The organism is Brevundimonas vesicularis (assembly GCF_032067225.1).
Taxonomy (GTDB): Bacteria; Pseudomonadota; Alphaproteobacteria; order Caulobacterales; family Caulobacteraceae; genus Brevundimonas; species Brevundimonas vesicularis_F.
Genome location: NZ_DAMBJX010000010.1, coordinates 1 through 26,681, shown reverse-complemented (window position 1 = coordinate 26,681; position 26,681 = coordinate 1). Strand labels below are relative to the sequence as shown.

Below are 26,681 nucleotides of genomic sequence, written 5' to 3'. Positions count from 1 at the left end.
CGCGATTGACCACCCGATCACCATCCCAGCGACGCCTCGCCGCGCAGGATCGCCTCGGCCTGGGGGGTGTGCTCGCCGCCCTCGCGGTCGTGCAAGATCAGCGGCGGCAGCAGACGCAGCGGCGCGCGCCCGGTCTTGATGGCGTGCACCAGCACCCGCTTGGCCGGCTCGTCCGCGAAGGGATGGATGGGCCGCACGGCGAACGACCCCGCCTTTTCGCCCAACAGAGCCAGCAGATCGGCCAGTCGGTCGGCGCGGTGAACGACCACGATGCGTCCGCCTTCCTTCACCGCCTTCAACAGGAAATCGGTCCACGCCTTCAGCCCGTCGTCGGCCATCCAGGCGCCCCGCTTGCCCTCGGCCGGGGCGCGCAACGCCGTGGCGTCATCGAAGAAGGGCGGATTGGATATGGCCCAGTCGGCCGGCTCCACGCCGTGGGCCCGAAATCCTGCCGCCACGTCGCCCCGACGAATCACGGTGGTCGCAGCCACGTCGTTCAGCGCCGCATTCTCGATAGCCAGCGCCGCCATCGCCGGATCGCGCTCCAATCCCGTCAGGATCACGCCGGGCCGTCGCGCCGCGATCTGCATCAGGACCGCGCCCGCCCCGCAGCCTGCCTCGATCACGCTCTGGCCCGCCTCGGCCGGGACCGCCGCCGCCAGCAAAGCTGCATCCATCCCGGCGCGATAGCCGCGCGCGGGTTGACGCAAGCGCACCCGGCCGTTCAACAGGCCGTTCTCGACGATTGTCGTCGGCAGGGTTTCGACCGGCTCCAAGCCTCAATCTCCTTGACCCCCAAGGGGTCGAACATCATTGTGCGCCGCAACTCGCGGGGGCAAGCCGGCCCGGCCGCAAAAAGCCATTCCCGCGGCCCGCCGCGCCAGTGAAAGAGTATTCGTTTGGACGTCGCCATCGCCGCCGCTCACCGCCCGAAGGGGGACGTCAACGCCCTTGTCCGGCTGGCTGAGGTCGATATGGCGGCCGTGGACGCCCTGATCCTGGATCGGATGCAGTCGGATGTACCGATCATTCCGAAACTGGCCGAGCATCTGGTGTCGGCGGGCGGAAAGCGTCTGCGCCCCCTGATGACCGTCGCTGCTGCGCGCGCCGTGGGCGCGACGGACGACATCGTCGCGCCGCGCAAACTGGCCGCTGCCGTCGAGTTCATCCACACCGCTACCCTGTTGCATGACGACATCATCGATGCGTCCGAGCTGCGTCGCGGCAAGGTCGCGGCCCATCTGATCTGGGGCGCGCCCACCAGCGTCCTGGTCGGCGACTTCCTGTTCGCCCGCGCCTTCGAACTGATGGTCGAGACGGATTCGATGCGCGCCCTGGGCATTCTGGCCGAGGCTTCGCGGGTCATCTCCGAGGGCGAGGTGCTGCAGCTGACGCGCGCTCACGACCTCAATCTGGATCAGGCCACCTATCTGCAGATCATCTCGGCCAAGACCGCCGAACTGTTCGCCGCCGCCGCCGAGGCGGGCGCGGTGGGCGCCGGCGCCGATCCGGCCGCGATCAAAGCTTTGCGCGATTACGGTATGGCGTTGGGCATCGCCTTCCAGCTGGCCGACGACGCCCTGGACTACGGCGCGACGGCGGAGGCGCTGGGCAAGAACGCCGGCGACGATTTCAACGAGGGCAAGGCGACCCTGCCGCTGCTTCTGGCGGTCGCTCGCACGCGCGGCCGCGAGGAAGCCTTCTGGGAGCGCACCGTGACCAAGGGCGAGCGGACACCCGAAGACTTCACCCGCGCGCGCGAACTCATCATCGGCTCGGGCGCCATCGGCGCGACCCTGGATCTAGCCGGCGACTATGCCGATCAGGCCAAGGCCGCCCTGTCGGTCCTGCCGTCCAGCGACTGGCGCGCCGCGCTGGAAGATCTGGCCGATTTCGCGGTGTCGCGCGCCGCTTGACCGAGACTGCGGATACGCTCGACCAACAGGTCCGCACCGCCGACCTCGACCGCTGGCTGTCCAGCCGCCTGGTCGCGGATGACCGCGCCCGCGTCGATCTCATCACGCTCTACGCCTTCGAAGCCGAGCTGATGACCATCCCCACGCGCGTGACCCAGCCGCTGCTGGCCGAGATGCGCTACACCTGGTGGGCGGAACAGATGGACGGCGTCTTCGCCGGCGTGCCGCGCAAGGGCCATCCGGTGCTGGAGGCCCTAACCGATCTCGTCGCGCGTCACGGCCTGGACCGTGCGCCGTTCGACGCCCTGATCGACGCCCACATCGGCCGCGTGCGCGAAGAACCGCACGATCTCGACGCCTTCTACGTCGGCCCAATGCAGGTCGCGACGCTTGTGCTGGCAGGGCAGGGGCATGACGCCGCCGTGGCCGATGCGGCCCGCGTCTGGGGGCTGACGCAGACCGGCCGGCGCCAAGAGGCGGCGTCCCTGAAATCCGCCGCCAATGGGGCGCTGAAACGCCTTCCGCCCGAAGGATTCGCAGCCGTGGCTCACGCGACCCTTACCGATCCGGACCAGCCGGAGCCGCTGAAGCGGCTGCGACTGCTCTGGGCCGTGCTGCGCGGCCGGATCTGACCTAGCCGTTCAGGCCGGCGATCAAGCGGGTCAGCAGGGCATTCAGCGTTTTTTGATGCTCTCTCGACAGGCCGCTCAAGGCCTCTTTGGCCGTCTCCTGGTGGCTGGGCATGATCGTCTCGATCAGGTCGAAACCCTTGTCCGTGAGACGGACCAGGGTCGCCCGTCGGTCGCTTGGATGCGGGCGCCGCTCGACCCAGCCCGCCTTTTCCAGCCGGTCGATCCGCGCGGTCATGCCGCCAGACGACATCATCGCTGCCTCGAATAGCGCCGTCGGCGTCAGGCCCTCGCGTTCGCCCGATCGGCGCAGCGTCGCCAGCACATCGAACTCGCCGTGCTGCAAACCATAGCGCGCAAACAGCGGCGTCTGGCGCTCGCGGATCACCAGTTGCGATGCCTCGTTCAGGCGTCCCAGCACCTCCATCGGCAGCATGTCCAGGTCGGGGCGTTGCACGGCCCATTGGGCGGCGGCGCGAGAAGCTCTATCGGGCATGGTTATCTTGACATCGAGATACTTGAGGTCGAGAGACTAGCGCGATTTTCAGTCGGAGTCCCCACCATGACCGCACGATCTGACGCCACGCCCGCGCGCGGCGCTTCGCTGCTGTTGCTGGCGGCCATCGTCGCCCTGGCGCTGAATCTGCGGCCGGCGATGGCGGCGGTGGGGCCGCTGCTGGATCTGATCGAGCGCGCGACGGGCATGGGTTCGACCGCCGCCAGCCTGCTGACCACCTTGCCCGTGCTGATGATCGGTCTGGGCGCCCTGTCGATCCGCCCGCTGCGTCGGCGGTTGGGCGAGCGGCGCGGGATCTTGCTGGGCGCGCTTCTGATCGGCGGGGCCTGCCTGGTGCGGGTGGTGCTCACCGGCGCGACCGGCCTGATCGCCAGCGCCGTGGTCGTCGGCGTCGGCGTCGCTTGATCCAGGCCTTGGCGCCGGTCGTCATCAAACGGGCATTTCCGTTGCAGTTCGGCACGGTCATGGCGCTCTACACCACCGGCATCATGTGCGGCGCCGCCGTCGCGGCGGCCACGGCGGCCGGTCTGGCCGAGACGATCGGCTGGGCCGGGACGCTGGCGCTGTGGAGCGCGCCGGCCTTTGTCGCAGCATTGGTCTGGCTGGCGGCGTCACGCGACCCCGCAGCCGAAGAGCCGAACCGCGCCGCAGTGGTCGAGGCGACGGACCCGGAGCTGCCCTTCTGGCGTCAGGGGCGGGCGTGGCGGCTGATCCTGATCATGGGCCTGGGGACCTCGGCCTATACATTGATGCTGGCCTGGCTGCCGCCCTTCTACATCGACCTGGGCGAGCCGAGGGCCACGGCCGGCTATCTGCTCAGCGGCATGACGGCTGCGGAGGTGACGGCCGGCCTGCTGGTGTCGCTGACCATCGGGCGCTTCCCGGATCGGCGCGGACCGATCCTGACGGCCTTGATTCTGGCCTTGGCGGGTCTGGCCGGACTCGTGGTCGCGCCCCTCAGCATGGCCGTGCCGATCGTGATCGTCCTGGGCCTCGGCATCGGCGCAATCTTCCCGCTCAGCCTGATACTGTCCATGGACCAGATCGACGATCCCGCGCGCTCCGGGGATCTGCTCGCCTTCGTCCAGGGCGGCGGTTACATCATCGCCAGCCTGTCGCCGTTAGGCGCCGGCCTGCTGCGCGACCACATGGCCGACCTTACCCAGGCCTGGGTGCTGATGGGCGTGGGCGTCATCCTGCTGGGCGTGATGACACTGGGGTTCCGGCCAGGCCTGTCCAAGCTGGACTGAGCGGCCCGGCCTTCAGAAATCAGCCCGCGTCGCGCCAGGCCTTCAGGCTTTCCATCGCCCGGATGCTCATCAGGCGTTTTTTGGCCCGGCCGCGTTCCTTGAGCGGGATCTTGACGCCGGCCTCGTCGACCTTGGGCGCTTCCAGCGGCGGCAGCAGGCCATAGTTGATGTTCATCGGCTGGAACTTCGAACCGGCCAGATGCCCCCCGGTGATGTGCTCGACCAGGGCGCCCATGGCGGTCTCGGGCGGCGGCGGGGCCAGGTCGCGACCCAGCGCTTGCGCGGCGGCGAGGCGGCCGGTCAGCAGGCCCATGGCGGCGCTCTCGACATAGCCTTCCACCCCCGTCACCTGTCCGGCGAAGCGCAGGCGTGGCATGGCCTTCAGCCGCAGCTGCTTGTCCAGCAGTTGGGGACTGTTCAGATAGGTGTTGCGGTGAAGACCGCCCAGACGCGCGAACTGAGCGTTCTGCAGGCCGGGGATCATGCGGAAGACCTCGGCCTGCGCCCCGTGCTTCAGCTTGGTCTGGAAGCCGACCATGTTGAACAGGGTGCCCAACGCGTTGTCCTGGCGCAGCTGGACGATGGCGTAGGCCTTGACCAGCGGGTCGCGCGGATTGGTCAGGCCGACCGGCTTCATCGGGCCGTGACGCAGGGTCTCGCGACCGCGCTCGGCCATGACCTCGATGGGCAGGCAGCCGTCGAAATAGGGGACGTGCTCCCAGTCCTTGAACTCAGCCTTCGGGCCGCTCAGCAGGGCGTCGATGAAGGCCTCGTACTGCGCCTTGTCCATCGGGCAGTTGACGTAGGCGGCGGCGTCGCCGCCCGGACCCTCCTTGTCATAGCGCGACTGACGCCAGGCGATGTCGAAGTCGATCGAGTCGGCGTGAACGATGGGGGCGATGGCGTCGAAGAAGCTCAAGGACTCTTCGCCCGTCGCCTTCAGGATCGCGTCGGCCAGGGCGGGGGAGGTCAGGGGGCCGGTGGCGACGATGACATTGTCCCACTCCTGCGGCGGCAGGCCGGCGATCTCTTCGCGCACGATGGTGACCAAGGGGTGGGCGGTCAGTTTTGCGGTCACCGCTTGGGAGAAGGCGTCGCGGTCCACAGCCAGGGCGCCGCCGGCCGGCACCTGGTTGATGTCGCCGCAGGCCATGATGATCGAATCCAGCGCCCGCATCTCGGCGTGCAGCAGGCCGACCGCATTGAACTGCCAGTCGTCCGAGCGGAAGGAGTTGGAGCAGACCAGCTCGGCCAGGCCATCGGTGTGGTGGGCGTCAGTCTTGACGCCAGGCACGCCGCGCATCTCGTGCAGGACGACGGGCACGCCGGCCTGGGCGATCTGCCAGGCGGCCTCGGAGCCGGCCAGGCCGCCGCCGATGACGTGGATGGGGGAAGGAGAGGGGGAAGCGCTCATCGCGGCCTTCTAGCGGGCGGGTGGCGCGGTGTCATGGCCCCCTGCTATATCCGCCGCCGGTCATCGGGGGTGTGGATTGAGCGAGCATCGGATTTTGCGACTGGGCGAGACGCTGTCGGCGGCGGTTCGCGCCTTGCCTCGCCTGTGGCGCGGGGCTTGCGGCGCGATCGTACTGGCGGCCGTGGTCTGGAGCCTCAAGCCGCTGGCGGCGGGCGCAGCGGGCCTGATCTGGGCGGCGTGCGCCCTGGCCTCGACCCTGGTGCTGGCGGGCGCTCTGGCGCGGATTGCGATCACGGACGATCTGGTCGAGGCGCGACGCCTGGGCCTGGGGCCGGTTGGGTTGCAGTTCGGAAGGCCAGAGGTCCGTCTGCTGGGCGCGGGTCTGCTGTGCGCCATCTTTCTCGCCATGATCCTTTCGGTCGTGGCCCTGGTCCTGTTGGCCGTGTTCGGCATGGCCGAGTTGAACGCACAGGCCATCGAGATGCGCCAGTGGAGCGCGGTGGGGCCGGCGTGGAAGCTGATCCTGCTGGCGGTCGTCACGGCCTTCGCCCTGTTCGCCGTCATCGCCTTCGCCGTGCGCCTGTGTCTGTTCGCGCCGGCGACGATCGGGCGCGGGCAGATGGTGTCGTTGCAGAGCATGAGCATCGCGCGCGGCGGCTTCTGGCCCCTGCTGGTCGGGCTTGTCGTTACGGCGGCGCCGAAGATCGCGCTGGTGTTGCTGTGGGGCGCGGGCCTTATATCTGGCACGGCGGGCTGGATCGTCTTCGCCGTCGTGCTGACAGGCTTGCAGGCTCCGCTGACGATGGCTTTTGTGGGCGCCGCCTATCGCCGGTTAGACGCTTAGGCTCATCGGCGCTGCCCAATCGACCTTCGGCCATTAGCGCGATCTTCTCAATCATTGCCACTTGACGGATCTGAGGCGATGCAGGCTACCTGGCTTGCAACTGGAGATCATCATGCTACTGGCCGCCTTGATGGCAGGGTTCCTCATACAGGACGCCCAGCCGGCATATCCCGCCACACCTCAACAGTTCGAAGGTCGGCGGTCCGGCTTCGTGCAAGGCACGCTCAATGTCGCCATAGGTGAGCGGGCGACGCTGCGTCGCAACGCGAATGGAACCTACGACCTGATCAAGGTCGACCGCATTGATATTGGCGATGTCCTGCCGCCTGCCGAGGGTTCACGCGGTCCGCTGAATGAGGCGGCGCCAGGAACGATAAGGTTTGGACTGCACGCGCGCCGGGATGTGGGTTCGGTGCTGAAGGTCGAGAATAGTCAGGGCGAGGGCCTGAAGTATTCCGGCTTCATCGTCAGATATGTGGGCGGGCAGGCACGGGGGCCTGCCGAAACCTCAGTCTGCACCGTGCCCGCGGGGATGGTCAGCTACGAACGTTGGAACGAGCCCGTCATCCAGATCGTAGTCGGCGGATTGCAGACTTCGGAAGACGCCGTGCCGACGTGCCCTCCTCACGTCGAGCAATCATCGAGCACGTCGTCATCGCCGCCAACAGTCAGGCCGTCTTGAGCTTGTCCGAAACAGAATAGGCCGCCTCGGTCTTGGCGGCGACTTCGTCGAGGGTGACGCCGTCGGCCAGTTCGATCAGCTCGAGGCCCGCGCCGTCCGGCTTGACGTCGAAGGTGGCCAGGTCGGTGATGATGCGGCTGACGACGCCCGTGCCGGTCAGGGGCAGACTACATTCCTTCAAGACCTTGGACTGGCCGTGCTTGTTGGCGTGTTCCATGACGACGACCACGCGTTTGACGCCCGCAACCAAGTCCATGGCGCCGCCCATGCCCTTCACCAGCTTGCCGGGGATCATCCAGTTGGCGATGTCGCCGTTCTGGGCCACTTCCATCGCACCCAAGATCGACAGGTTGATATGGCCGCCGCGGATCATGGCGAAACTGTCGGCGCTGGAGAAGTAGGACGACTCCGGGATCTCGGTGATCGTCTGCTTGCCGGCGTTGATCAGGTCGGGGTCCTCGTCGCCGTCATAGGGGAAGGGCCCCATGCCCAGCATGCCGTTTTCGGACTGAAGGGTCACGGTCATGCCCGCCGGGATGTAGTTGGCGACCAGGGTCGGGATGCCGATGCCCAGGTTCACATAGAAGCCGTCCTGCAGTTCCTGGGCGGCGCGTTCGGCGAGTTGTTCGCGGGTGCGGGGCATGATCAGACCTCCGATCCGGCGGCGGCGCCGGCGGCACGTTGACGGACGGTGCGCTGTTCGATGCGCTTTTCGGACACGGTCTGGACCAGGCGGTCGACATAGACGCCCGGCGTGTGGATGTGGTCGGGATCCAGCGCGCCGACCGGGACGATCTCTTCGACCTCGACGACCGTGACCTTGCCGGCCGTGGCCATCATCGGGTTGAAGTTGCGGGCGGTCTTGCGGAACACCAGGTTGCCGCGCTCGTCGGCCTTCCAGGCCTTGACGATGGACAGGTCGGCGACCAGGCCGGTCTCCATGACGTAGTCGCGGCCGTTGAAGTTGCGGACTTCCTTGCCCTCGGCGACCAGGGTGCCGACGCCGGTGGCGGTGAAGAAGGCGGGGATGCCCGCGCCGCCGGCGCGAATGCGCTCGGCCAAGGTCCCTTGCGGGTTGAACTCAAGCTCCAGCTCGCCGGCGAGATACTGGCGCTCGAACTCCTTGTTCTCACCGACGTAGGACGAGATCATCTTCGCGATCTGGCGGGTGCCCAGCAGTTGGCCCAGGCCGAAGCCGTCGACCCCGGCGTTGTTGGAGATGACCGTCAAGCCCTTGACGCCGCTGTCGCGCAGGGCGGCGATCAGGTTCTCGGGAATGCCGCACAGGCCGAAGCCGCCGGACATGACGGTCATGCCGTCGAAGGTCAGGCCCTCCAGCGCGGACGTGACGTCAGCGTAGATCTTTCCCATCGCTCTCCCTTTTTTCACTGCCTGATGAATATCGGCTTTTGACCACGCCTAACGCGGGGGCGGGCGGGGGGCAAGACGCGGCGTCGATCCGACGCGGCGATTTCAGACGGTGAAGGCGAAAAACAGAGTCTAATTCGTCTAATTCGTCTGAAACGACGGCGAGCCCGGTTCGAAAAAGAGGGTGCAATTGGTGCACTATCTTCGGATTCGGTCGGCGTGGGCAGCGGATGTCGGCATCCTTGGGGTTGCGTTCAAGAGGGCGAAGGCATCCATCGGGGTCGAGGCGTCGTATTGCCGTCAAGCCTGCAGCAAGATCCGACGATCGAGGACGCCGATGAACCTGACCAATGTCGCCATTCGCCAGCTTCAGGACGCGCCGTTCCCGGACTTCGTGACGCGTCCGGCGATCGACAGCCTGGTGACGGAGGCCAGAAAGCGTCTGGATCGCGACGGCCCGCATGACGAGGCGGCCTTTGCGCGCGAAATGGCCCAGCGCGCCATCGCCGAACATACGGATGCGGCGAACCAGCAGCATTACGAACTGCCGCCCGAGTTTTTCCAGCTGTGCCTGGGCAAGCGGCTGAAATACTCCTGCTGCCTCTATCCCACGGGCCGCGAGACGCTGGATCAGGCGGAAGAAGCGGCGCTGGCCGAGACCTGCGCCCATGCCGATCTGAAGGACGGTCAGACGATTCTGGAGATGGGCTGCGGCTGGGGCTCGCTGTCGCTGTGGATGGCCGAGACCTATCCGAAGTCGAAGATTACGGCGGTGTCGAACAGCCATGGCCAACGCGGCCATATCGAAGCGCAGGCGGCGGCGCGGGGGCTGACCAATCTGACGGTCATTACCCAGGACATGAACGCCTTCGACACCGAGCAGCGCTTCGACCGCATCGTCTCGGTTGAGATGTTCGAGCATATGGCCAATTGGCGCGCCCTGCTGACCAAGGCGAGAAACTGGCTGACGCCGGACGGGCGGATGTTCATCCACGTCTTCACGCACCGCGACGCGCCCTATCGGTTCGACCATACCGACAGCGGCGACTTCATCGCCCAACACTTCTTCACCGGCGGGGTCATGCCCAGCCACGGACTGATCCGGCAGTTTCCGGACCTGTTCGCGGTCGAGCAGGAATGGACCTGGAACGGCGGTCACTATGCGAACACCGCCAACGATTGGCTGGCGAACATGGACCGGAACGCCCCGCGGATCGCGGTGTTGATGCGGGAGACCTATGGCGACGACGCCAAACTTTGGACCCGTCGCTGGCGGCGGTTCTATCTGGCGACGGCCGGTCTGTTCGGAAACGACGAGGGCCGCACCTGGGCGGTCAGCCACTATAGACTGAAGCCGGCTTAAGGGAGACGAGGATGATCAAATATGTCGCGGCCTATCTCGGGGCCGGCCTGACCTTTGCAGCCATCGATTTCGTCTGGCTGACCACCATGACGAACCGTCTGTACAAGCCCGTCATCGGGCCGATCATGGCCGACAAGCCGGACATGAAGGCGGCGGTGGCCTTCTATCTGATCTCCATCGCCGGGACGGTGTTCCTGGCCATCGCGCCGGCCCTGAAGGAGGGGAACTGGACGCGGGCGGCGATCAACGGGGCGGTGCTGGGCTTCGTCGCCTACGCCACCTACGACCTGACCAATCAGGCGACCCTGGCAGTGTGGCAGACCAAGCTGACGATCATCGACCTGATCTGGGGCACGACCCTGACGATGCTGTCGGCGACCGGCGGCTATTTCGCCGCGCGTTGGGCCGAGGGCCGTTTCGGCTGAGCAGCCCGGCTGAGCCCGCGCTTGCGATTGCGACTGCGCGTGTCTAAAACTCGCGCCAGGGTTGATCGCGGGGGCGGCAATTGGGGGATGGCAGGCACCGATTGATGTCGTCGCGCGGCGCGGCCGATGCGGGCTGGGTCTATGGCGCGCATGTCGCCCGCTATGTCTCGCCGTTGCTGCTCTATCCCGTTCTGACGCGACGACTGGGGCTGGACGGGTTCGGGGTGTTCGCCTCGGCCATCGCCCTGGCCTTGGTGGTGTCGGTGGTGGTCGATTACGGGCAGTCGCTGTCGGGGCCGCGCGACATCGCCGGAGCCGTCGAACGGCGCGGCGTCCTGGTCGGTCAGGCCCTGGCGATGCGCGGCGTGCTGATCATGCCCGCCGCTGCGGTCGGCGTCGGTCTGGCGGCCTTCAATCCGGTTCTGGAAGGGGCGAGCGTCGTCGTGGCGATGGCGGTCGTGCTGGGGATCGGGCAGGGGGCCAGCCTGCTGTGGTTCTTTCAGGGCATTCGCGATCCCGGTCCGGCGGCGATGCTGGAGGTCGGGTTCGCTATAGCCGCGACGGGGGTCGTTCTGGCGCTGCCCGGTCTGAGCGTCGGCGGCGTGATCGCCGTTCAAGTAGTAGGCGTCTGGGCCGGATGGGTCGCGACCGGCCTCCTGTTGCTGCGACGGCAGACGGTTCAGGCCCCGGAGCGGGGCTTCGTGCGACGCGTCCTGAGCCAGGGCGGGCCGCTGTTCGCCAGTCGGGCGGTCATCGTCGCCTATACGGGGGCGGGCGTTCTGGTCGTCGCGGCGCTGGCCGGGCCGGCGCAGGCGGCGCTGTACGGGGCGGCGGACCGGCTGGTCGCGGCGTCCGGATCGCTGATGCGGCCGCTGGCGGGTCTGATTGCGCCCCAGATCGCCGGACTGCTGGGACAGGATCAGGCGGCGGCGTTTCGCACGGCGCGGTGGACGCTGGCCGCATCGACGGGGGCGTTCGTGCTGCTGGCGGCGGGACTGACGCTGACGGCGCCGCTGCTGATCAGACTGTTGTTCGGACCGGGGTTTGAGGGCGCCGTCGAGGTGCTGCGCCTTCTGGCCTGGGTGCTGCCGCTGGTGGCCGTCAGCCAGGTGCTGGGGCTGCATCTGATGAACCCGCTGCGGATGGATGGACGGTTCGCGCTGATCGTGGCGCTGGGGTGTGTCGCAACCCTGGGGCCGGCGGTGGTGCTGGCGCCCGGCCTTGGCGCGGCCGGCATGGCGGGCGCGCGGATCATCGGCGAGGCGGCGGTGGTCGTGGCGTGTTTGATCGGGTTGAGGGCGCATTGGGGCGCGCTGTTCCAGACCGGCGGGAGGCGCGATGTCCCGGCGATATGACTGGCTGATCGTCGGCGCCGGTTTCACCGGGGCGGTGGTCGCCGAACGGTTGGCGCGCGGGCTGGACCAGAGCGTGCTCGTGATCGATCAGCGCGACCACGTCGGCGGCAATGCGCACGACCGGCGAGACGCGGGCGGGCGGCTGATCCATCCTTATGGCCCGCACGTGTTCCACACCAACAGTGCGCGTATCTTCGACTATCTGAGCCAGTTCACGGGATGGCGGCCATACGCCCATCGGGTTCAGGGGCAGGTAGACGGTCGACAGGTGCCGCTGCCGTTCAATCTGGATTCGATCGAGACGCTGTTTCCCGCCGCGATGGCCGAGCGGATGACGCAGGCCCTGGTCAAGCGGTTTGGTTTCGGGGCGCGGCCCAGCATCCATGACCTGCGACAGGCGGGGGACGATCCGGATTTGAGGCGACTGGGCGACTATGTCTTCGACAAGGTGTTCGCTGGATACACCGCCAAACACTGGGGCTTGCCGGTCGAGGCGCTGGACGCCTCGGTCACCGCGCGGGTGCCGATCGCGGTCAGCCGGGACGACCGCTATTTCGACGACCGCTATCAGGCCATGCCGCGCGACGGCTATGGGCCGCTGTTTGAGCGGATGCTGGACCATCCGAACATCACAGTGTCGCTGAACACGCCGATGGATCAGGTGGGGGCGGAGTCGTGGGACCGGATGGTCTATTGCGGCGCGCTGGACGACTATTTCGGCCGGTCGGTCGGGGCCTTGCCCTATCGTAGCGTGCGGTTCGACCATCAGGTCGTGGACGTCGAGGACGGCCTGCCGGTCGGGACAGTCAACTATCCCAACGACTTCGACTTCACGCGCATCACCGATTTCCGCCACCTGACCGGCGAGGGCGGGCCGACGACGGCGACGGTGACCGAATATCCGATGGCTTATGAGGCGGGCGTGAACGACCCCTATTATCCAATCCTGACGGAGGCGTCGCGAGCGTTGGCCGGGCGATATCGCGAGATGGCGGCGACGCTGTCGGGCAAGGTCTGGTTCGCCGGACGGCTGGCCGATTTTCAGTACTACAACATGGACCAGGCGGTCGGGCGGGCGCTCAGTCTGGTCGAGAAATCGCTGGCGCTGGCCATCGCCCGGATGGCGGCATGAGCACGTCGGTTTGGGCGGTGGTGGTGACGTGGAACCGGCGCGCGCTGCTGGAGCAATGCCTGGCGCACCTGATCGCCCAGACGCGCCATTGCGACGGTGTGGTGGTGGTCGACAACGCCAGCGACGACGGCACCGCCGAGATGCTGGCCGACGCCTGGGCGGGGCAGGCGATGGTGGTGCGGATGCCGGTGAACACGGGTGGGGCGGGCGGCTTCAACGCCGGTATCCGCGCGGCGATCGAGGCCGGGGCCGACCGAGTCTGGGTGATGGACGACGACGTGCTGGCGGCGCCGGATGCGCTCGAGGCCTTGCTGGCGGCGGAAGCGGGGCTGGCGGACGAGGGCGTCGGTTCGGCCTTCCTGTGTTCCAGCGTGCGGTCGCCTGAGGGGCACCTGACCAATACGCCCGAGATCGACCGGCGGTGGAATGTCTTGGGCTACCCCGATTGGGGCGAGCGGTTGGAGCAGGGAATGATACCGGTGCGGCAGGCGACGTTCGTGTCGGTCCTGGTCAGCCGGGCGGCGGTGATGCGGCACGGCCTGCCGCTGGCGCCCATGTTCATCTGGGGCGACGATACGGAATATACGCTGCGGCTGTCGCGCGACGAGCCGGGCTATCTGGTCGCGGCCAGCCGGGTCGAGCATGTGCGCGCGGCGCCGGGACGACTGACCATCGAAACCGAGCCGGATGCGCGGCGCGAACGGCTGCATCGCTATCTGACGCGCAATGTCATCCTGGCCAAGCGGCGGCACGAGGGACGGCGCTCTGCGCTGCGCTATGCTGCATCGCGGTTGAGGCTGGCGGGGCGGCTGGCGCTGGGCGGACGCTGGCGAAAGGCCGGGGTGCTGGTCGCCGGCGTGGTGGACGGGGCGCGGTTCGATCCCGAGGTCGAGCATTGCAGGCCGTCCTGAGCGCATCGCGGCGCGGAACGCTGCGATGGTCGCAGGTGCGCGCGGCCTATGAGCGGGTAGCTTTGGGCTTGCTGGGCCTGGGCGTGACCTTGCCGCTCTTTCTGACGCCCGGACAGGTCAGCGGGCCCCGGCTAGGCGATCTGGCGCTGGCGGTTGCTGTGCCGCTCGTGGGTGTGACGTGGCGAGGCATGGCGCCGGTTCTGAGGGCGGCGGGCGTGGTCGCGGCGGGCTTTCTGGCGATGACGCTGCTGGTGCAGGTCGCGCAGGGCGGCGATCGGCTGAACGTCGGGGATGCGGCCTTCTGGTTTCGATGGATCACCTCGGCGCTGGCGGCGCCGGCGGCGGCGAGCCTGATCCTGAGGGATGAACGACGGCGGCGGCTGTTCCTTTGGGCCATGCTGGCGGGCGCCGGGTGTCACCTGGCGACCTACGGTCTGGTGACGCTGGTGGGATTGGAGCCTTTGCAGGCCTTGGGTCTGGCGTCGCCGCGCGCGATGGTGACCACCACGGCCGCGCAGGTGCGGCTGACGACCCTGGCCGAACATCCGAATGCGGCGATGGCGATGATCGGACTGGCGGTCCCGGCAGGCGTGCTGCTGGCAGGGCGGCGCTGGGCGGGGGGCGGGACGACGTGGGGCGGCGTCGGCGTAGCGGTTCTGGGGTTCGTCAGCAGCCTGTCGCGGGGCGGCATGATGGCGGCGATGCTGGCGGGGCTGGCGAGGACGGTCGTCGGTTGGCGATGGCGCGAGCGGGTTTGGCCGCTGGGGATGGTGCTGACGGTCTGTGTGCTGGCGGCGGGTGCGGTGGCTTTGCAGGCGGGGCGGTTCGACCTCGACGGCGGCCGGTTCGCGGGACGGTTCGACAGGACGGCGCTGCGGGACAATCTGGCCGGACGGATGCTGACCTGGCGGCGGACGGTCGATCTGGTCGTGGAGCGGCCCATGGGAACGGGGTGGTCGTCGGCGGACGAGATGGGGGCGTTCCGGGCGCCGTCGGTCAGCCACAACGGCTATCTGTTCACGGCGCGGACGGCGGGCGTGGTGAGCGCGCTGGTGCTGCTGGGGCTGCATCTGGCGTCGGCGGCGCGGCTGGACGCGCTGACGCCGCTGTCGGTCTATGTGCTGGCGGCGATGTTCGGCGAGGACCTGACGCAGGGGGCGGGGATGGTCTTCCTGTGCTGTCTGGTGGGCGCTCTGGCGTGGCGAAGGCCGCTGGCGCCGTGAGGGTGCTGATCATCAACACCCTGTATCCGCCGGCGCAGGTCGGCGGGGCGGAACGCAGCGTGGCTCAGTTGGCGCAGGGGCTGAGACGGGCGGGTGTCGAGGCGTCGGTGCTGACGCTGACGCCGGGGCGCGAGCCGGTGAACGAGCGGATCGACGGCGTGCCCGTGCAGCGCCTGCCGTTGCGAAACCTGTACTGGCCCTTTGAGGGCGTGCGGCGATCCGCGGTTCGGCGGGCGGTCTGGCATGGGCTGGAGGCGGCCAATCCGCTGATGGATCAGGCGGTGGATCGGGCGGTCGCGCGGGTGCGGCCGGATCTGATCCATCTGCATTTGACGACAGGGTTTTCGCTGTCGGTCTATCGCGCGGCGGCGCGGCGGGATCTGCCGCTGGTGCAGACGCTGAGGGACTGGTCGATGCTATGTGCGCGGGCGTCGCTGTTCCGACGCGGACGACGTTGCGAGCGGCGGTGTGGGTCGTGTGTGTTGCTGACCGCGGGCAAGCGGGCGCGGTCGCAAGGGGTGGATCATGTCATCGGCCTGAGCGGGCCTGTGCTGGAAACGCATCGGGCGGCGGGCTATTTTCGGCGGACGCCGGGGTCGGTGATCGGCAATGCGGCGGGTGCGGCGGTGATGGCGCCAAGACCATCGCTGGCCGAGGCGCCGACGATGCGGTTCGGGTTTCTGGGGCGGATCGAGCCGGAAAAGGGGATCGAGGTTCTACTGGCGGCGACGAGAAGGTTGGACGGCGACTGGACACTGAATATCGGCGGGCGGGGGGAGGCGGACTACGTGCAGGCCTTGAGGCGGGCTTATGATGATCCGCGCATCGTCTGGCTGGGGCAGGTGGAGGCGGAGGCGTTCTGGCCCAAGGTGGATGTGCTGGTCGCGCCGGCGGTGTGGGCCGAGCCGTTCGGACGCAGCGTCGTGGAGGCGGTTCAGCAGGGACGGGGCGTGATCGCATCGCGCATCGGCGGCTTGCCGGAGGCGGCGCAGGGGGCGGGCATGTCAGCCCTAGTGGAACCGGGGGATGCAGGCGCGCTGACGGCGGCGATGCAGGCGGCTGTGGACCAGCGGGAACGCCGGCGTTTTGCGGCGGTCGGTGCGCCGGCCTGGACCGAGGCGTTGATCGTCGAGGCCCACAGGGCCGTCTATCGTCAGGTGCTGAGCAGAAGGTCCTCGATGATTTCGGCCGAGCAGGACCAGGCGTAACGGTCGGCGCGGCGAAGGCCGGTGTCGCGGCGAGCAACATCCGGTCGGCTGAGCATCTCAGCCATATGGGCGGCCAGGGCTGCGTCGTCGGCAGGGTCAAAATAGAGGGCGGCGTCGGCGCAGACCTCGCGCGTGGCGGGGATGTCGGAGGCGATGACCGGACAGCCGAGGGTCATCGCCTCAAGCGGCGGGATGCCGAAGCCTTCGTAGAGACTGGGAAAGACCAGGGCGCGCGCGCCGCCGAGCAGGGCGGTGATCTCGGCATCCGAGCGACGGCCGGCGAAGATCAGGCGCGGGTCGGCCGGGAAGGCGAAACGGTCGAAGACAGCGGGTCGGTCGCCGATGAGGACCAGCCGAACGGCAGGCTCGGCAAGGCGGGAAAGGGCGCGGATGGCGACGGCGATGTTCTTGTTCGGCGTCAGATTACCCAGGGCCACGAAGTAGGGGCGGGTCGTCAGATCGAGGCGTGCAACGACGGCAGGGTCTTGCGTGACGATGCGAAGATGGTCGGCGCTGTTCGGGGCGACAGCGATGCTGTCGGGCGACAGGTTCAGGACCGAGGCCAACTCGCGCCGGGAAAACTCGGAGAGGGTCGCCAGCCGCGCCCGGCGCGCGAGGATTCTGTTCAGGGCGCGGTGGAAGGCGGCGTAGCCTGTTCGGAAATGCTCGGGATGACGAAAGACGGCGGCGTCGTGGATGACGACGATCTGCTGCCGGTGCAGCACCGGACCCGAACCCCCTAACGAAAGCAGCTGGCCATGGCGCGCGGTCCAGGCCAGGGCGGTCTGTTCCCAAAGATGGCCTCCTGCGCGCCCGATCGTGCGGGTCGGGATGTTGCGCAGGTTCAGGCTATCGGCGCCGGGGGGCGTCAACAGGACGTAGCGGTCGGCGGCGCCGGGGCGCTGGTCCAGGGCGCGGACGATCTGACGCGCATAGCGCTGAACCCCGCTCATCGGCTGGATCAGGAAGCGGCCGTTGATGAAGAGGGGCTCAGCCACCCAGGCGTCGGCGGGCGAAGGCGTCACGGTAGATCCGGACCGTCTGTTCGGTCATCAGCGATGCGGACAGGACGCTCGGCGCGATAGGCAGGGGCACGACGCGGCTGGCCAGCGCGGCGCGCATCGCCTCGGCGAGATGATCGGGCGAGGCGTCGACGGGCAGGCGGTCGATGCGCGCGCCGGCCTGGATCAGACGCCCGATCCCGCCAACGTCGGTGCAGACGATCGGCAGGCCCAAGGCGGCCGCCTCGATCATGGCGTAGGAATCGGCCTCGTAACGGCTGGTCATGACAAACAGATCGAAGCCCGCCATCAACGGCCCGGCATCGCGTGAACCCAGCAGACGGAGGGCGTCGCCGCCGGCGGTCCTGACCGCCGAGGCCAGCGCGCCATCGCCGATCATGACGCCGATGATGCGCGGATCGATGGCGTTCGCCCGGCGGACGGCGTGGGCGAATCGGACGGGGTTTTTCTGAGCGCAAAGCCGGCCGACGAAGCCGATGACCAGAGCGTCCTCGGGAACGCCAAGGGCCTGGCGGGCGGCGAGACGATCGTTGGCGGGCGGCGCGGCCAGGCCGTTGGGAACGACGTGCAAGCGGTTCCCGCCGAGCCCCCAGCGACGGGCGACGGCGGCTTCTTCCTCAGAGACGGCGATGATGGCGTCGCCGGACCGGGCCAACAGCTCCTCAGCCGCGCCGGCGCTGATCGTCGCCAGGCTGGCCGGGCTCATCATCGGCAGGGCGTGAGGGGTGTAGATCTTGGCGGCGCCGGGCGCGTGGGCTAGGCGGACCAAGGCGCCGGCCTTGGCGCTGTGGCCGTGAACGATCTCGAACGGGCCGAGGCGGGCGATCAGGCGGTTCAGGGCGTGAAGGGCGGCGACGTCCCACGGTCCCACGCTGCGGCGCATCGGCAGACGTCCACTGGCGTGCAGGGGAAGGGCGGCGACCGCGGCCGGAAACCAGGGCTCGGCGCGGCGCGGCGACCAGATCAGGGACACCTGATGGCCGCTTCCGATCAGGGCGCCGGCCAGATCGACCACGTGACGCCCCGAGCCGCCGCCGGACGGCTCGATGACCAGAAGAATGCGCAATGTCGTCCCCCGACGATGGCTCAGCGTTGCAACTGAAAGCCATCATCGAGAAACGTCAAGATTGCGAAAATTCTCGTTGCGCGAAATCTTATCCGAGTTGGGCGAAGTCCAACTCTGCCGCTTTCGCTTTAGTTGACCGTCGCCTTGACGATCTTGCCGGGGCTGCGCGGCGGCTCGCCCTTGGGCAGGGCGTCGACGTGTTCCATGCCCGATTCGACCTGGCCCCAGACGGTGTACTGGCGATCTAGGAAGGTGGCGTCGTCGAAGACGATGAAGAACTGCGAGTTGGCGCTGTTGGGGTCCGAGGTACGGGCCATCGAGCAGACGCCGCGCACATGCGGCTCGGCCGAGAACTCGGCCTTCAGGTTCGGCTTCTTGGAGCCCGAGGTGCCAGTGCCGGTCGGATCGCCGCCCTGGGCCATGAAGCCCGGGATCACGCGGTGGAAGACCACGCCGTCGTAGAAGCCTTCCTTGGCCAGTTCGGTGATGCGTTCGACGTGGCCGGGAGCCAGGTCGGGGCGCAGCTTGATGACCACGTCGCGGGCTTCGCCGTCGCCGGTGTCCAGGGTGAAGGTCAGGGTGTCGGCCATGTCGGTCGTCCTCTTTGGGTTGATTTGAGGCGGGACATAGCCCGCAACGCCGGTCGGGGCTATGTGGGAACGATGAGCGAAGACGAAAAGCCCCAAGAGCGCCGCCGGATGGTGAAACCGCCCACCGGCGGGACCGCCGCCGGACGCGGCATGGGCACCAAGATGAAGACGGCCGACACCAAGTCGATGTCGAGCCAGCAATGGATCAAACGCCAGCTGTCGGACAAATGGTCCGAAAAAGCGCGGGCCGAAGGCTGGCGCTCGCGCGCGGCCTTCAAGCTGATCGAGATCGACGACAAGTTCCGGCTGATCAAGCGCGGGTCAAAGGTCATCGACCTGGGCGCGGCGCCGGGCGGCTGGGTTCAGGTGGCGTTGAACCGGGGGGCGGGTGCGGTGGCGGGCGTCGACCTGCTGATGATCGCGCCGATCCCGGGCGCAACACTGCTTCAGGCCGACTTCACCCATCCGGGCGTGGACCAGCAGCTGATCGACGCCATCGGCGGGGCGCCGGACCTGGTGCTGTCGGACATGGCGCACAACACGGTCGGGCATCGCCAGACGGACCATTTAAAGATCATCGCCCTGATCGAGATCGCCGCCGATTTCGCCATCCGTACCTTGAGGCCGGGTGGCAACTTTGTCTCCAAGAACTTCCAGGGCGGAGACGCCGGCGGCGTTCTGGCGCGGCTGCGCGAGGAGTTCGAGACGGTGAAATACGTCAAGCCGGCGTCGAGCCGCAAGGACAGCGCCGAGGTGTTTCTGGTCGCGCTGAACAAGCGATAATCGCGCGTACCGGAGAAAGTCGATGATGCTGGTCTTGGTTTTGGCTGCAGCGCTTCAAGCAGCTCCTTCGCCCTCATCTGATGATCTCTCACCAGTATCCGACAAGGTCCTGCGGTACCTGCTGGATGGTGTTCATTTGGAGTACGTCGATACAGTCATTGGTGATCGAGCGCAGTTCTTCTTTCCCGAGGGTCGATACGTGGTCCATGGCAGAGCAAGAAGCGAAGGTCGCTACCGCGTGTCGCACGGTCGAATTTGCACTCAAGTCGGAGACTATTCCGAGAACTGCTTCCACGTGTTCAGCGACACCAGCGGACGTTTCTTTGTCGACCACCTACCAACCCCCGGTGATGGCGAGGTCTCGGAAGTTCGCTTTGTTCCTGTCCTGGAAGCGCGCTGATAGAACGCGCATCTGGCGATAGACCAGCGATCGCATGTAAGGCTTAGGCCGTAGCGACGGTGCTGCGCGCCCGACGCTCTTCGATTCGCGACCAGATGCGGTCGTGCAGCGTGAAGAACAGGGTCTGCACCAGAGGCTCGACCATGCCGATGGTCAGCGCCGTGCGGATGTCGTTGGTCAGGGCATAGGCTACGGCGACCGCCACGGCGAAATGCATGACGCCGTAGGTGACGGTCTTCAGCGCGATCTGTTTGAACGACCGGGGCAGGGCGTGGCTGTGGCCGTGATGGGCGTTGTGCGAGCGGCGCTGTTCCTCGGGCGACATGATGTCGAGGCGGGCGGTGAAGGCCTCGGTCGCCTCCTCGATATTGGAGGCCATGCGACGCCGCTCGACCTTGTGCCAGACGCGGTCATGGACGGTGTAGGCGATGGTCTGAAAGATCGGCTCGACCATGCCGACGGCCAGGGCGATGCGCCAGTCGCGGGTGATGGCGAAGGCGACCAGAATGGCGACGATCAGGTGCATGACGCCATAGCTGGCGATCTTCAGAGCCAGTTTGCGCGCGGTGCTGAGGATGACGCCGACCATGCGGAGAGAATGGTGAGTGGCCCTGCGGGTTGCAAAGCAATAAAATCTATCGGGCCTATAACCGCAATCGGCCTTGCCCCCGACCCCCGCATCCCGTTATACGCGGCCCGCAAAACGGAGACTCCCTATGGAGATACGCGAAGGACTGACCTTCGACGATGTTTTGCTGGAACCCGGCGCATCCGAGTTCATGCCGGCGATGGTCGATGTCTCGACCCAGCTGACGCGCGACATCAAACTGAACATCCCGCTGCTGTCGTCCGCCATGGACACGGTGACGGAAAGCCGTCTGGCCATCGCCATGGCCCAGTCCGGCGGTCTGGGCGTTCTGCACCGCAACATGACCATCGAGGAGCAGGCCGACGAGGTCCGCGCCGTCAAACGCTATGAGAGCGGGATGGTGGTCAATCCGGTGACGGTCGGCCCACAGACGACGCTGGGCGAAGTGCGCGAGATCGTGGCGCGCAAGAAGATCACCGGCTTCCCCGTCGTGGATCCGGCGACCGGCAAGCTGGTCGGGATGCTGACCCACCGCGACATGCGCTTCGAGAGCGACCTGAACGTCACCGCCGCCTCGCTGATGACCACCGGCGACCTGATCACGGTGCGCGAAGGCGCCAGCCGCGACGAAGCGCGCGAGTTGCTGAAGACCCGCAAGATCGAACGCGTCATCGTGGTGGACGAGGACTATCGGGCCGTCGGCCTGATCACCATGAAGGACATCGAAAAGGCCCAGGCCTTCCCCAACGCCGCCAAGGACGAGCAAGGCCGCCTGCTGGTCGGCGCAGCCTCCACCGTCGGCGACGCCGGATACGAGCGCGCGATGGCGCTGGCCGAAGCGGGTTGCGACGTGGTCGTGATCGACACCGCCCATGGTCACTCGGCCTCGGTCGCCCAGGTGGTCGAGCGGATCAAGCGCGAAAACAACCGGCTGCAGATCATCGCCGGCAATGTCGCGACCTATGATGCGACGCGGGCCCTGATCGACGCGGGCGCGGATGCGGTGAAGGTGGGCATCGGTCCCGGCTCCATCTGCACCACCCGCATCGTCGCGGGCGTTGGTGTGCCGCAGTTGACGGCGGTGATGGACTCCGCGCGGGCGGCCAAGGGCACGGGCGCCTCGGTCATCGCCGACGGGGGCATCAAATATTCGGGCGACCTGGCCAAGGCCATCGCGGCCGGCGCGAACGTGGCCATGATGGGTTCGATGTTCGCCGGCACCGACGAAAGCCCCGGCGAGGTCTTCCTGTATCAGGGCCGCAGCTACAAGTCGTATCGTGGCATGGGCTCGGTCGGGGCCATGGCGCGCGGCTCGGCGGACCGGTATTTCCAGAAGGAAGTCTCGTCGGAGAAGCTGGTGCCCGAGGGCATCGAGGGTCAGACGCCCTACAAGGGGCCGATCAGCCCGGTCCTGCACCAGATGGTCGGCGGCCTTCGCGCCTCCATGGGCTATGTCGGCGCCGGCACCATTCCTGAGTTCCAGGAGCGCGCCCGCTTCGTGCGCATCACCGGCGCGGGTCTGCGTGAAAGCCACGTGCACGACGTGATGATCACGCGTGAAGCGCCCAACTATCGGCAGGGGTAGGCGACCATGACGACTGAACTCACCTATCTGGCCCTGACGCTGATCCTGGCCCTGGTTCAGATCTTCCTGCCCGCCGGGGCGCGGACGGCCGAGTTCGGCTCGAAATGGAATGCGGGTCCGCGCGACGAGACGCCGGAGGCCAAGAAGCCGCTGACCGGCCGTCTCGAACGCGCCCAGGCCAATCTGTACGAGACCCTGCCGCTGTTCATCGGCGCGGTGCTGATCGCCCATGTCATCGGCGCGTCCAGCGCCCTGACGGTATGGGGCGCGGCGCTCTATTTCTGGGCGCGGGTGGTTTATGTGCCGCTCTACGCCTTCGGCGTTCCCTATATCCGGTCGCTGGTCTGGGTGGTCTCGCTTGCGGGACTGGTCATGGTCCTGGCGTCCCTGTTCTTCGTTTGAAAGCCTGAATTGACCCCAGCCGCTCGCCTAGCCGCCGCCGCCTCCGTCCTGGACTCCATCGCCCAAGGCCGCCAACCGGCCGAGGCCGTCATGAAGGCGTGGAGCACGGCCAACCGCTACGCCGGCTCCAAGGACCGGCGCGCCATCGCCGACCGGGTCTATAAGGTGCTGCGCGCGCGCGGCCGCCTGTCGTGGATCATGGGCGGGCGTGAAGACGGTCGGGCTCTGGTCATTGGTTCGCTGCACGCCATCGACGGCCTGTCCTTGGAAGAGATCGAGGCCCTGCATTCGGGCGACGGCTATGGCCCGCGCCCGCTGTCCAAACAGGAGCGCAGCCGCATCACGGCGGGGCAGGGCGAACTGCCGGGCTGGGTCGCCGCCGGCCTGCCTGAGTTCGTGGTCGAGGATTTTAAGGCGACCTTCGGCGATCGCTGGGCCGAGGAAGCCCACGCCCTGATGGCGCCGCGCGCGCCGATCGATCTGCGCGTCAATGATGCGGGCGCCACGGTCGATGAGGTCGAGGCCGAACTGAAGGCCGCAGGGCTGGAGGTTTCGCGCACGCCCTGGTCGGCCGTCGGCCTGCGCGTGCCGTCGGAACCGCCGCCCAACATCCAGGCGCTGGAAGGCTTCAAGGCCGGTCGGTTCGAAATCCAGGACGAAGGCAGCCAGGTCGTCTGCTGGCTGGCGGGCGCCGCACCCGGCATGACGGTGGTGGATTACTGCGCCGGCGGCGGCGGTAAGACGCTGGGTCTGGCCCAGGCGATGAAGGGGCAGGGTAAGCTGGTCGCCTCGGACGTCGTCAACAAACGGCTGGAGAACATCCGTCCTCGCCTGCAGCGCGCGGGCGTCGAGGCGGAGCTGGTCCTGATCGGTCAGAATGGCGGAGGCCTGGAAGACCTGAACGGGCAGGCCGATCTGGTCTTCGTCGATGCGCCCTGTTCGGGATCTGGCACCTGGCGTCGTCGTCCCGAGGACGCCTGGCGTCTGACCGCCGAAGAGGGCGAAAAGCTGCACGGCCTGCAGGTGCGTATTTTGAGCCAGGCGACCAAGCTGGTGAAGCCGGGCGGCCGACTGGTCTATGTCACCTGTTCGATGCTGGCGCGCGAAAACGAGGCCAGTGTGGACGCCTTCGAGACCGCCAATCCCGACTTCCGCCCGGTCGCCGTCGCCGATGTCCTGTCGACGCCGCAACTGAGCGAGGCGGCGCAGGCGAAGTTCGCCGAGCTGGCGTCCGGGGCGCGGCTGCGCCTGTCGCCGGCGTCGGCTGACACCGACGGCTTCTTCGCCGCCATCTACGAGCGCGCGGCATGAAGCTGGCGCGGCATGGCGGGGTTTCGCTGCTCTACGTCATGGCCGCGCCTGCTGAATACGGGCCGCATCTTCAGGCCCGGATCGCGCCGCTGATGACCGGCGTCGGTCCTGTTGAGGCCGCCGTGAGCCTGGGCGCCGCCCTGGCGCGGCTGGAGGCGGCGGGCGATCTGCCGGATCTGATCGTATCCCTGGGCTCGTGCGGATCGCGGGTGCTGGATCATGCGGCGGTCTATCAGGCCTCGTCCGTCGCCTATCGCGACATGGACGCCAGCCCGCTTGGTTTTCCGAAGGGCGTGACCCCCTTGCTGAACCAGCCCGCCGTCCTGCCTTTGCCGTGCCCAATCCCCGGCGTGCCGACGGCGACCCTGTCGACCGGAGCGAACGTCGTCTCCGGCGCCGCCTATGACGCCATCGACGCCGAGATGGTGGACATGGAAACCTGGGCCCTGGTCCGCGCCGCCCAGACCTTCGGTGTGCCTATGATCGCCTTACGCGGCGTGTCGGACGGTCGCGCCGAGTTGAAGGCTTTGGAGGACTGGACCTCGACCCTGCATCATGTGGACGAGAACCTGGCCGCCGCCCTAGATCGGCTGATCGCCGTGCTGGAGGCCGACGGCCCCGCCGCTCTTGAGCTTCCCGCCCTTGAAATATCGGCCCCGCCCCGCCAAGACCCCGCCCATCTTCCTGCCCTGGATTCGATCACGCCATGACCACGCCGCAAGACCACCAAAAGGTCCTCATCGTCGACTTCGGCAGCCAGGTGACGCAGTTGATCGCGCGCCGCCTTCGCGAGGCCAGCGTCTATTGCGAGATCCATCCGTTCCAGAAGGCGGAAGCGGCTCTGACGGCCATGAACCCGGCGGCCATCATCCTGTCGGGCGGTCCCGAGAGCGTGCATGAAGAGGGCAGTCCCCGCGCGCCGCAGGGCGTGTTCGAGGCCGGCGTGCCGGTGCTGGGCATCTGCTACGGCGAGATGACGATGTGCGAGCAACTGGGCGGCAAGGTAGAGGGCGGCCATACCCGCGAGTTCGGCCGCGCCCAGATCACGGTTCAGAAGACCTCGCCCCTGCTGGCCGACCTGGCCCCTGTCGGCGAGAACGAAGAGGTCTGGATGAGCCATGGCGACAAGATCGTCGCCATTCCGCAAGGCTTCGACGTGGTGGCCTCGTCCGAGGGGTCACCCTATGCGGTGATCGCCGACGAGGCCCGTCGCTTCTACGGTGTGCAGTTCCACCCCGAGGTGATGCACACACCGCGCGGCCATCAGATGCTGAAGAACTTCACTCACGGGATCGCGGGCCTGAAGGGCGACTGGACCATGGCCGCCTATCGGGACGAGAAGATCGCCCAGATCCGCGAACAGGTCGGTGACGCCAAGGTGATCTGCGGCCTGTCGGGCGGGGTGGACTCCTCGGTCGCCGCCGTTCTGATCCATGAGGCCATAGGGGATCAACTGACCTGCGTCTTCGTCGACACCGGCCTGTTGAGAAAGGACGAAGCGAAACAGGTCACGACCCTGTTCCGCGAGCACTACAACATCCCGCTGGTGCATGTTGATGCGTCGAAGGAATTCCTGAGCGAACTGGCCGGGATTTCCGACCCTGAAACCAAGCGCAAGACCATCGGCCGGCTGTTCATCGAGGTGTTCGATCGCGAATCCGCCAAGATCGAGGGCGCCGAATTCCTGGCCCAGGGCACCCTGTATCCGGACGTGATCGAGAGCGTCTCCTCGTCCAGCGGCAAGGCCCACGTCATCAAGAGCCACCACAATGTCGGCGGCCTGCCGGACTATATGAAACTCAAACTGGTCGAGCCTCTGCGCGAGCTGTTCAAGGACGAGGTTCGCGCCTTGGGCCGCGAACTGGGGCTCAGCGACGCCTTCGTCGGCCGTCATCCGTTCCCCGGACCGGGCCTGGCCATCCGCATCCCCGGCGACATCACGCCGGATGCCGTCGAGACCCTGCAACAGGCCGACGCCATCTATCTGGATGAAATCCGCAAGGCGGGTCTCTACGACAAGATCTGGCAGGCCTTCGCCGTGCTGCTGCCGGTGAAGACCGTCGGCGTCATGGGCGACGCCCGCACCTATGAAAAGGTCCTGGCCCTGCGCGCCGTCTCCTCCACCGACGGCATGACCGCCGACTTCTACCAGTTCCCGTGGGACGTCCTCTCCAAGACCGCCACCCGCATCATCAACGAGGTGCGCGGCGTCAACCGCGTCGTCTACGACGTCACGTCCAAGCCGCCCGGGACGATCGAGTGGGAATAATTCGGGCCTTTCGGAAGCTTTCGAGAACGCTTCCGATTTGATCCGTAAGGCCCTGACGTAAAAGTGAATTCTGTCGAGACCCTTCGGAGCCTTTCGGAGGGTCTTTTTTTCGTGATGCCGACCTGTCTGACGGTATCGCGTCCCGTTGCTCCCGTGGAATCCGGCTCATACCGTCACGACCAAGGCGAGCCGATGACGGTATTCTTTTCGCGCAAGACGCTGAAAAGGCGAGAAAATATCGACCTCGAACCGCCGATTTCCAGACCTGTCCGGTGCGAGGAGGTTTTACCGTGCTTACCGATGCCGCTCTGAAGAATTTGAAGCCCAAATCAAAGCCTTACAAGAGTACCGACAGGGACGGCTTGTACGCCTACATCTCGCCTGGGGGAGCGATCTCGTTCCGCTACGACTACCGCTTCAACGGTCG

30 protein-coding genes are annotated in these 26,681 nt (G+C 67.3%); 21 read left to right on the top strand and 9 right to left on the bottom strand.

What is annotated here, in order from left to right; translation table 11 throughout:
• Positions 1–17 precede the first annotated feature (17 nt).
• On the bottom strand, positions 18–776 hold the full coding sequence (locus tag RT123_RS04090; RefSeq protein WP_313008005.1) for a tRNA1(Val) (adenine(37)-N6)-methyltransferase: 759 nt from the start codon (positions 774–776) through the stop codon (positions 18–20).
• 198 nt (positions 777–974) lie between these two features.
• Between RT123_RS04090 and RT123_RS04085 the strand changes: the two genes are divergently transcribed.
• Together RT123_RS04085 and RT123_RS04080 are read left to right on the top strand one after the other, a co-directional pair.
• Positions 975–1,916, top strand: coding sequence for a polyprenyl synthetase family protein (locus RT123_RS04085; protein ID WP_313008035.1), 942 nt, complete (start codon positions 975–977; stop codon positions 1,914–1,916).
• Positions 1,913–2,548, top strand: coding sequence for a squalene/phytoene synthase family protein (locus RT123_RS04080; RefSeq protein ID WP_313008004.1), 636 nt, complete (start codon positions 1,913–1,915; stop codon positions 2,546–2,548). The genes RT123_RS04085 and RT123_RS04080 overlap by 4 nt, the downstream gene beginning before the upstream one ends.
• 1 nt (position 2,549) lies before the next feature.
• Here the strand turns inward: RT123_RS04080 and RT123_RS04075 are convergent, their stop codons facing one another.
• Positions 2,550–3,041: a MarR family winged helix-turn-helix transcriptional regulator gene (locus RT123_RS04075; protein WP_165117383.1), complete on the bottom strand. Its 492-nt coding sequence runs from the start codon at positions 3,039–3,041 to the stop codon at positions 2,550–2,552.
• A gap of 66 nt (positions 3,042–3,107) precedes the next feature.
• Here RT123_RS04075 and RT123_RS04070 point away from each other — a divergent pair, with 66 nt between their 5' ends.
• Positions 3,108–3,467 (top strand): hypothetical protein, encoded by a 360-nt coding sequence (locus tag RT123_RS04070; RefSeq protein ID WP_313008003.1) that lies wholly within the window; start codon positions 3,108–3,110, stop codon positions 3,465–3,467.
• Complete coding sequence (locus RT123_RS04065) at positions 3,464–4,312, top strand: MFS transporter (protein WP_313008002.1); 849 nt, start codon at positions 3,464–3,466, stop codon at positions 4,310–4,312. The genes RT123_RS04070 and RT123_RS04065 overlap by 4 nt, the downstream gene beginning before the upstream one ends.
• Positions 4,313–4,331: 19 nt before the next feature.
• On the opposite strand, the gene trmFO is transcribed toward RT123_RS04065, so the two are convergent.
• Positions 4,332–5,726 carry a methylenetetrahydrofolate--tRNA-(uracil(54)-C(5))-methyltransferase (FADH(2)-oxidizing) TrmFO gene (gene trmFO / locus RT123_RS04060; RefSeq protein ID WP_313008001.1) on the bottom strand — a complete coding sequence of 465 codons (1,395 nt, stop codon included), beginning with the start codon at positions 5,724–5,726 and terminating at the stop codon, positions 4,332–4,334.
• 76 nt (positions 5,727–5,802) lie between these two features.
• On the opposite strand from trmFO, the gene RT123_RS04055 reads away from it, so the two are divergent.
• Both RT123_RS04055 and RT123_RS04050 read left to right on the top strand, forming a co-directional pair.
• Positions 5,803–6,570: a hypothetical protein gene (locus RT123_RS04055; RefSeq protein WP_313007999.1), complete on the top strand. Its 768-nt coding sequence runs from the start codon at positions 5,803–5,805 to the stop codon at positions 6,568–6,570.
• A 94-nt stretch (positions 6,571–6,664) separates the two neighbouring features.
• Complete coding sequence (locus RT123_RS04050; protein ID WP_313007998.1) at positions 6,665–7,252, top strand: hypothetical protein; 588 nt, start codon at positions 6,665–6,667, stop codon at positions 7,250–7,252.
• Here the strand turns inward: RT123_RS04050 and RT123_RS04045 are convergent.
• Both RT123_RS04045 and RT123_RS04040 read right to left on the bottom strand, forming a co-directional pair.
• Positions 7,239–7,895 (bottom strand): 3-oxoacid CoA-transferase subunit B, encoded by a 657-nt coding sequence (locus tag RT123_RS04045; protein WP_066550906.1) that lies wholly within the window; start codon positions 7,893–7,895, stop codon positions 7,239–7,241. The genes RT123_RS04050 and RT123_RS04045 overlap by 14 nt on opposite strands.
• 2 nt (positions 7,896–7,897) lie before the next feature.
• Positions 7,898–8,623 carry a CoA transferase subunit A gene (locus RT123_RS04040; protein WP_137722023.1) on the bottom strand — a complete coding sequence of 242 codons (726 nt, stop codon included), beginning with the start codon at positions 8,621–8,623 and terminating at the stop codon, positions 7,898–7,900.
• A gap of 334 nt (positions 8,624–8,957) precedes the next feature.
• Here RT123_RS04040 and RT123_RS04035 point away from each other — a divergent pair, with 334 nt between their 5' ends.
• From RT123_RS04035 to RT123_RS04005, 7 genes are all read left to right on the top strand, one after another.
• Entirely contained in the window at positions 8,958–9,983 is a 1,026-nt protein-coding gene (locus tag RT123_RS04035) for a cyclopropane-fatty-acyl-phospholipid synthase family protein (RefSeq protein WP_313007996.1), read from the top strand.
• An 11-nt stretch (positions 9,984–9,994) separates the two neighbouring features.
• A complete protein-coding gene (locus RT123_RS04030; RefSeq protein WP_039245498.1) occupies positions 9,995–10,408 on the top strand; it encodes a DUF2177 family protein in 414 nt (137 codons plus the stop codon).
• Between the two features lie 104 nt (positions 10,409–10,512).
• Complete coding sequence (locus RT123_RS04025; RefSeq protein WP_313007994.1) at positions 10,513–11,763, top strand: oligosaccharide flippase family protein; 1,251 nt, start codon at positions 10,513–10,515, stop codon at positions 11,761–11,763.
• Positions 11,747–12,895, top strand: a complete 1,149-nt coding sequence (gene glf, locus RT123_RS04020; RefSeq protein WP_313007993.1) for a UDP-galactopyranose mutase — start codon at positions 11,747–11,749, stop codon at positions 12,893–12,895. Before RT123_RS04025 ends, glf begins: the two co-directional genes overlap by 17 nt.
• Positions 12,892–13,806: a glycosyltransferase gene (locus RT123_RS04015; protein WP_313007992.1), complete on the top strand. Its 915-nt coding sequence runs from the start codon at positions 12,892–12,894 to the stop codon at positions 13,804–13,806. Before glf ends, RT123_RS04015 begins: the two co-directional genes overlap by 4 nt.
• A gap of 35 nt (positions 13,807–13,841) precedes the next feature.
• Positions 13,842–15,029, top strand: a complete 1,188-nt coding sequence (locus RT123_RS04010; RefSeq protein ID WP_313007991.1) for an O-antigen ligase family protein — start codon at positions 13,842–13,844, stop codon at positions 15,027–15,029.
• Positions 15,005–16,237, top strand: a complete 1,233-nt coding sequence (locus RT123_RS04005) for a glycosyltransferase (RefSeq protein WP_313007990.1) — start codon at positions 15,005–15,007, stop codon at positions 16,235–16,237. The genes RT123_RS04010 and RT123_RS04005 overlap by 25 nt, the downstream gene beginning before the upstream one ends.
• On the opposite strand, the gene RT123_RS04000 is transcribed toward RT123_RS04005, so the two are convergent.
• The 3 genes from RT123_RS04000 to RT123_RS03990 form a co-directional block, all read right to left on the bottom strand.
• Complete coding sequence (locus RT123_RS04000; RefSeq protein ID WP_313007989.1) at positions 16,183–17,262, bottom strand: glycosyltransferase family 1 protein; 1,080 nt, start codon at positions 17,260–17,262, stop codon at positions 16,183–16,185. The genes RT123_RS04005 and RT123_RS04000 overlap by 55 nt on opposite strands.
• Complete coding sequence (locus RT123_RS03995) at positions 17,228–18,325, bottom strand: glycosyltransferase family 4 protein (RefSeq protein WP_313007988.1); 1,098 nt, start codon at positions 18,323–18,325, stop codon at positions 17,228–17,230. The genes RT123_RS04000 and RT123_RS03995 overlap by 35 nt, the downstream gene beginning before the upstream one ends.
• 128 nt (positions 18,326–18,453) lie before the next feature.
• Positions 18,454–18,915 carry a peptidylprolyl isomerase gene (locus tag RT123_RS03990; RefSeq protein ID WP_017504078.1) on the bottom strand — a complete coding sequence of 154 codons (462 nt, stop codon included), beginning with the start codon at positions 18,913–18,915 and terminating at the stop codon, positions 18,454–18,456.
• A 72-nt stretch (positions 18,916–18,987) separates the two neighbouring features.
• On the opposite strand from RT123_RS03990, the gene RT123_RS03985 reads away from it, so the two are divergent.
• Both RT123_RS03985 and RT123_RS03980 read left to right on the top strand, forming a co-directional pair.
• Positions 18,988–19,698, top strand: a complete 711-nt coding sequence (locus RT123_RS03985) for an RlmE family RNA methyltransferase (RefSeq protein ID WP_055753232.1) — start codon at positions 18,988–18,990, stop codon at positions 19,696–19,698.
• A 22-nt stretch (positions 19,699–19,720) separates the two neighbouring features.
• Entirely contained in the window at positions 19,721–20,098 is a 378-nt protein-coding gene (locus tag RT123_RS03980; RefSeq protein WP_313007987.1) for a hypothetical protein, read from the top strand.
• A 43-nt stretch (positions 20,099–20,141) separates the two neighbouring features.
• Here the strand turns inward: RT123_RS03980 and RT123_RS03975 are convergent, their stop codons facing one another.
• Positions 20,142–20,687, bottom strand: a complete 546-nt coding sequence (locus RT123_RS03975; RefSeq protein ID WP_313007986.1) for a DUF2061 domain-containing protein — start codon at positions 20,685–20,687, stop codon at positions 20,142–20,144.
• 127 nt (positions 20,688–20,814) lie between these two features.
• On the opposite strand from RT123_RS03975, the gene guaB reads away from it, so the two are divergent.
• The 6 genes from guaB to RT123_RS03945 all read left to right on the top strand — a co-directional run.
• Complete coding sequence (gene guaB / locus RT123_RS03970) at positions 20,815–22,272, top strand: IMP dehydrogenase (RefSeq protein WP_066550937.1); 1,458 nt, start codon at positions 20,815–20,817, stop codon at positions 22,270–22,272.
• 6 nt (positions 22,273–22,278) lie between these two features.
• The gene (locus RT123_RS03965; RefSeq protein WP_066626054.1) at positions 22,279–22,674 is read left to right on the top strand and encodes an MAPEG family protein; all 396 of its coding nucleotides are present in this window, start codon (positions 22,279–22,281) and stop codon (positions 22,672–22,674) included.
• A 9-nt stretch (positions 22,675–22,683) separates the two neighbouring features.
• Positions 22,684–23,985 (top strand): RsmB/NOP family class I SAM-dependent RNA methyltransferase, encoded by a 1,302-nt coding sequence (locus RT123_RS03960; protein WP_313007985.1) that lies wholly within the window; start codon positions 22,684–22,686, stop codon positions 23,983–23,985.
• Positions 23,982–24,695 (top strand): 5'-methylthioadenosine/S-adenosylhomocysteine nucleosidase, encoded by a 714-nt coding sequence (locus tag RT123_RS03955; RefSeq protein WP_313007984.1) that lies wholly within the window; start codon positions 23,982–23,984, stop codon positions 24,693–24,695. Before RT123_RS03960 ends, RT123_RS03955 begins: the two co-directional genes overlap by 4 nt.
• Positions 24,692–26,254, top strand: coding sequence for a glutamine-hydrolyzing GMP synthase (gene guaA / locus RT123_RS03950; protein WP_313007983.1), 1,563 nt, complete (start codon positions 24,692–24,694; stop codon positions 26,252–26,254). Before RT123_RS03955 ends, guaA begins: the two co-directional genes overlap by 4 nt.
• 290 nt (positions 26,255–26,544) lie before the next feature.
• Positions 26,545–26,681 (top strand): Arm DNA-binding domain-containing protein (locus RT123_RS03945; protein WP_313008033.1); only part of this gene is annotated, 137 nt, incomplete at its 3' end.

Excerpts from the sequence above, each read along its gene's own strand:
- RT123_RS04015 (WP_313007992.1), top strand. The coding sequence starts at position 12,892 with ATGAGCACGTCGGTTTGGGCGGTGGTGGTGACGTGGAACCGGCGCGCG.
- RT123_RS04070 (WP_313008003.1), top strand. The coding sequence starts at position 3,108 with ATGACCGCACGATCTGACGCCACGCCCGCGCGCGGCGCTTCGCTGCTG.
- RT123_RS03985 (WP_055753232.1), top strand. The coding sequence starts at position 18,988 with ATGAGCGAAGACGAAAAGCCCCAAGAGCGCCGCCGGATGGTGAAACCG.
- RT123_RS04040 (WP_137722023.1), bottom strand. The coding sequence starts at position 8,623 with ATGGGAAAGATCTACGCTGACGTCACGTCCGCGCTGGAGGGCCTGACC.
- glf (WP_313007993.1), top strand. The coding sequence starts at position 11,747 with ATGTCCCGGCGATATGACTGGCTGATCGTCGGCGCCGGTTTCACCGGG.
- RT123_RS03980 (WP_313007987.1), top strand. The coding sequence starts at position 19,721 with ATGATGCTGGTCTTGGTTTTGGCTGCAGCGCTTCAAGCAGCTCCTTCG.
- trmFO (WP_313008001.1), bottom strand. The coding sequence starts at position 5,726 with ATGAGCGCTTCCCCCTCTCCTTCCCCCATCCACGTCATCGGCGGCGGC.
- RT123_RS04035 (WP_313007996.1), top strand. The coding sequence starts at position 8,958 with ATGAACCTGACCAATGTCGCCATTCGCCAGCTTCAGGACGCGCCGTTC.
- guaA (WP_313007983.1), top strand. The coding sequence starts at position 24,692 with ATGACCACGCCGCAAGACCACCAAAAGGTCCTCATCGTCGACTTCGGC.
- RT123_RS04085 (WP_313008035.1), top strand. The coding sequence starts at position 975 with ATGGCGGCCGTGGACGCCCTGATCCTGGATCGGATGCAGTCGGATGTA.
- RT123_RS04045 (WP_066550906.1), bottom strand. The coding sequence starts at position 7,895 with ATGCCCCGCACCCGCGAACAACTCGCCGAACGCGCCGCCCAGGAACTG.
- RT123_RS03965 (WP_066626054.1), top strand. The coding sequence starts at position 22,279 with ATGACGACTGAACTCACCTATCTGGCCCTGACGCTGATCCTGGCCCTG.
- RT123_RS03955 (WP_313007984.1), top strand. The coding sequence starts at position 23,982 with ATGAAGCTGGCGCGGCATGGCGGGGTTTCGCTGCTCTACGTCATGGCC.
- RT123_RS04025 (WP_313007994.1), top strand. The coding sequence starts at position 10,513 with ATGTCGTCGCGCGGCGCGGCCGATGCGGGCTGGGTCTATGGCGCGCAT.
- RT123_RS04075 (WP_165117383.1), bottom strand. The coding sequence starts at position 3,041 with ATGCCCGATAGAGCTTCTCGCGCCGCCGCCCAATGGGCCGTGCAACGC.
- RT123_RS03990 (WP_017504078.1), bottom strand. The coding sequence starts at position 18,915 with ATGGCCGACACCCTGACCTTCACCCTGGACACCGGCGACGGCGAAGCC.
- guaB (WP_066550937.1), top strand. The coding sequence starts at position 20,815 with ATGGAGATACGCGAAGGACTGACCTTCGACGATGTTTTGCTGGAACCC.
- RT123_RS03975 (WP_313007986.1), bottom strand. The coding sequence starts at position 20,687 with ATGGTCGGCGTCATCCTCAGCACCGCGCGCAAACTGGCTCTGAAGATC.
- RT123_RS04030 (WP_039245498.1), top strand. The coding sequence starts at position 9,995 with ATGATCAAATATGTCGCGGCCTATCTCGGGGCCGGCCTGACCTTTGCA.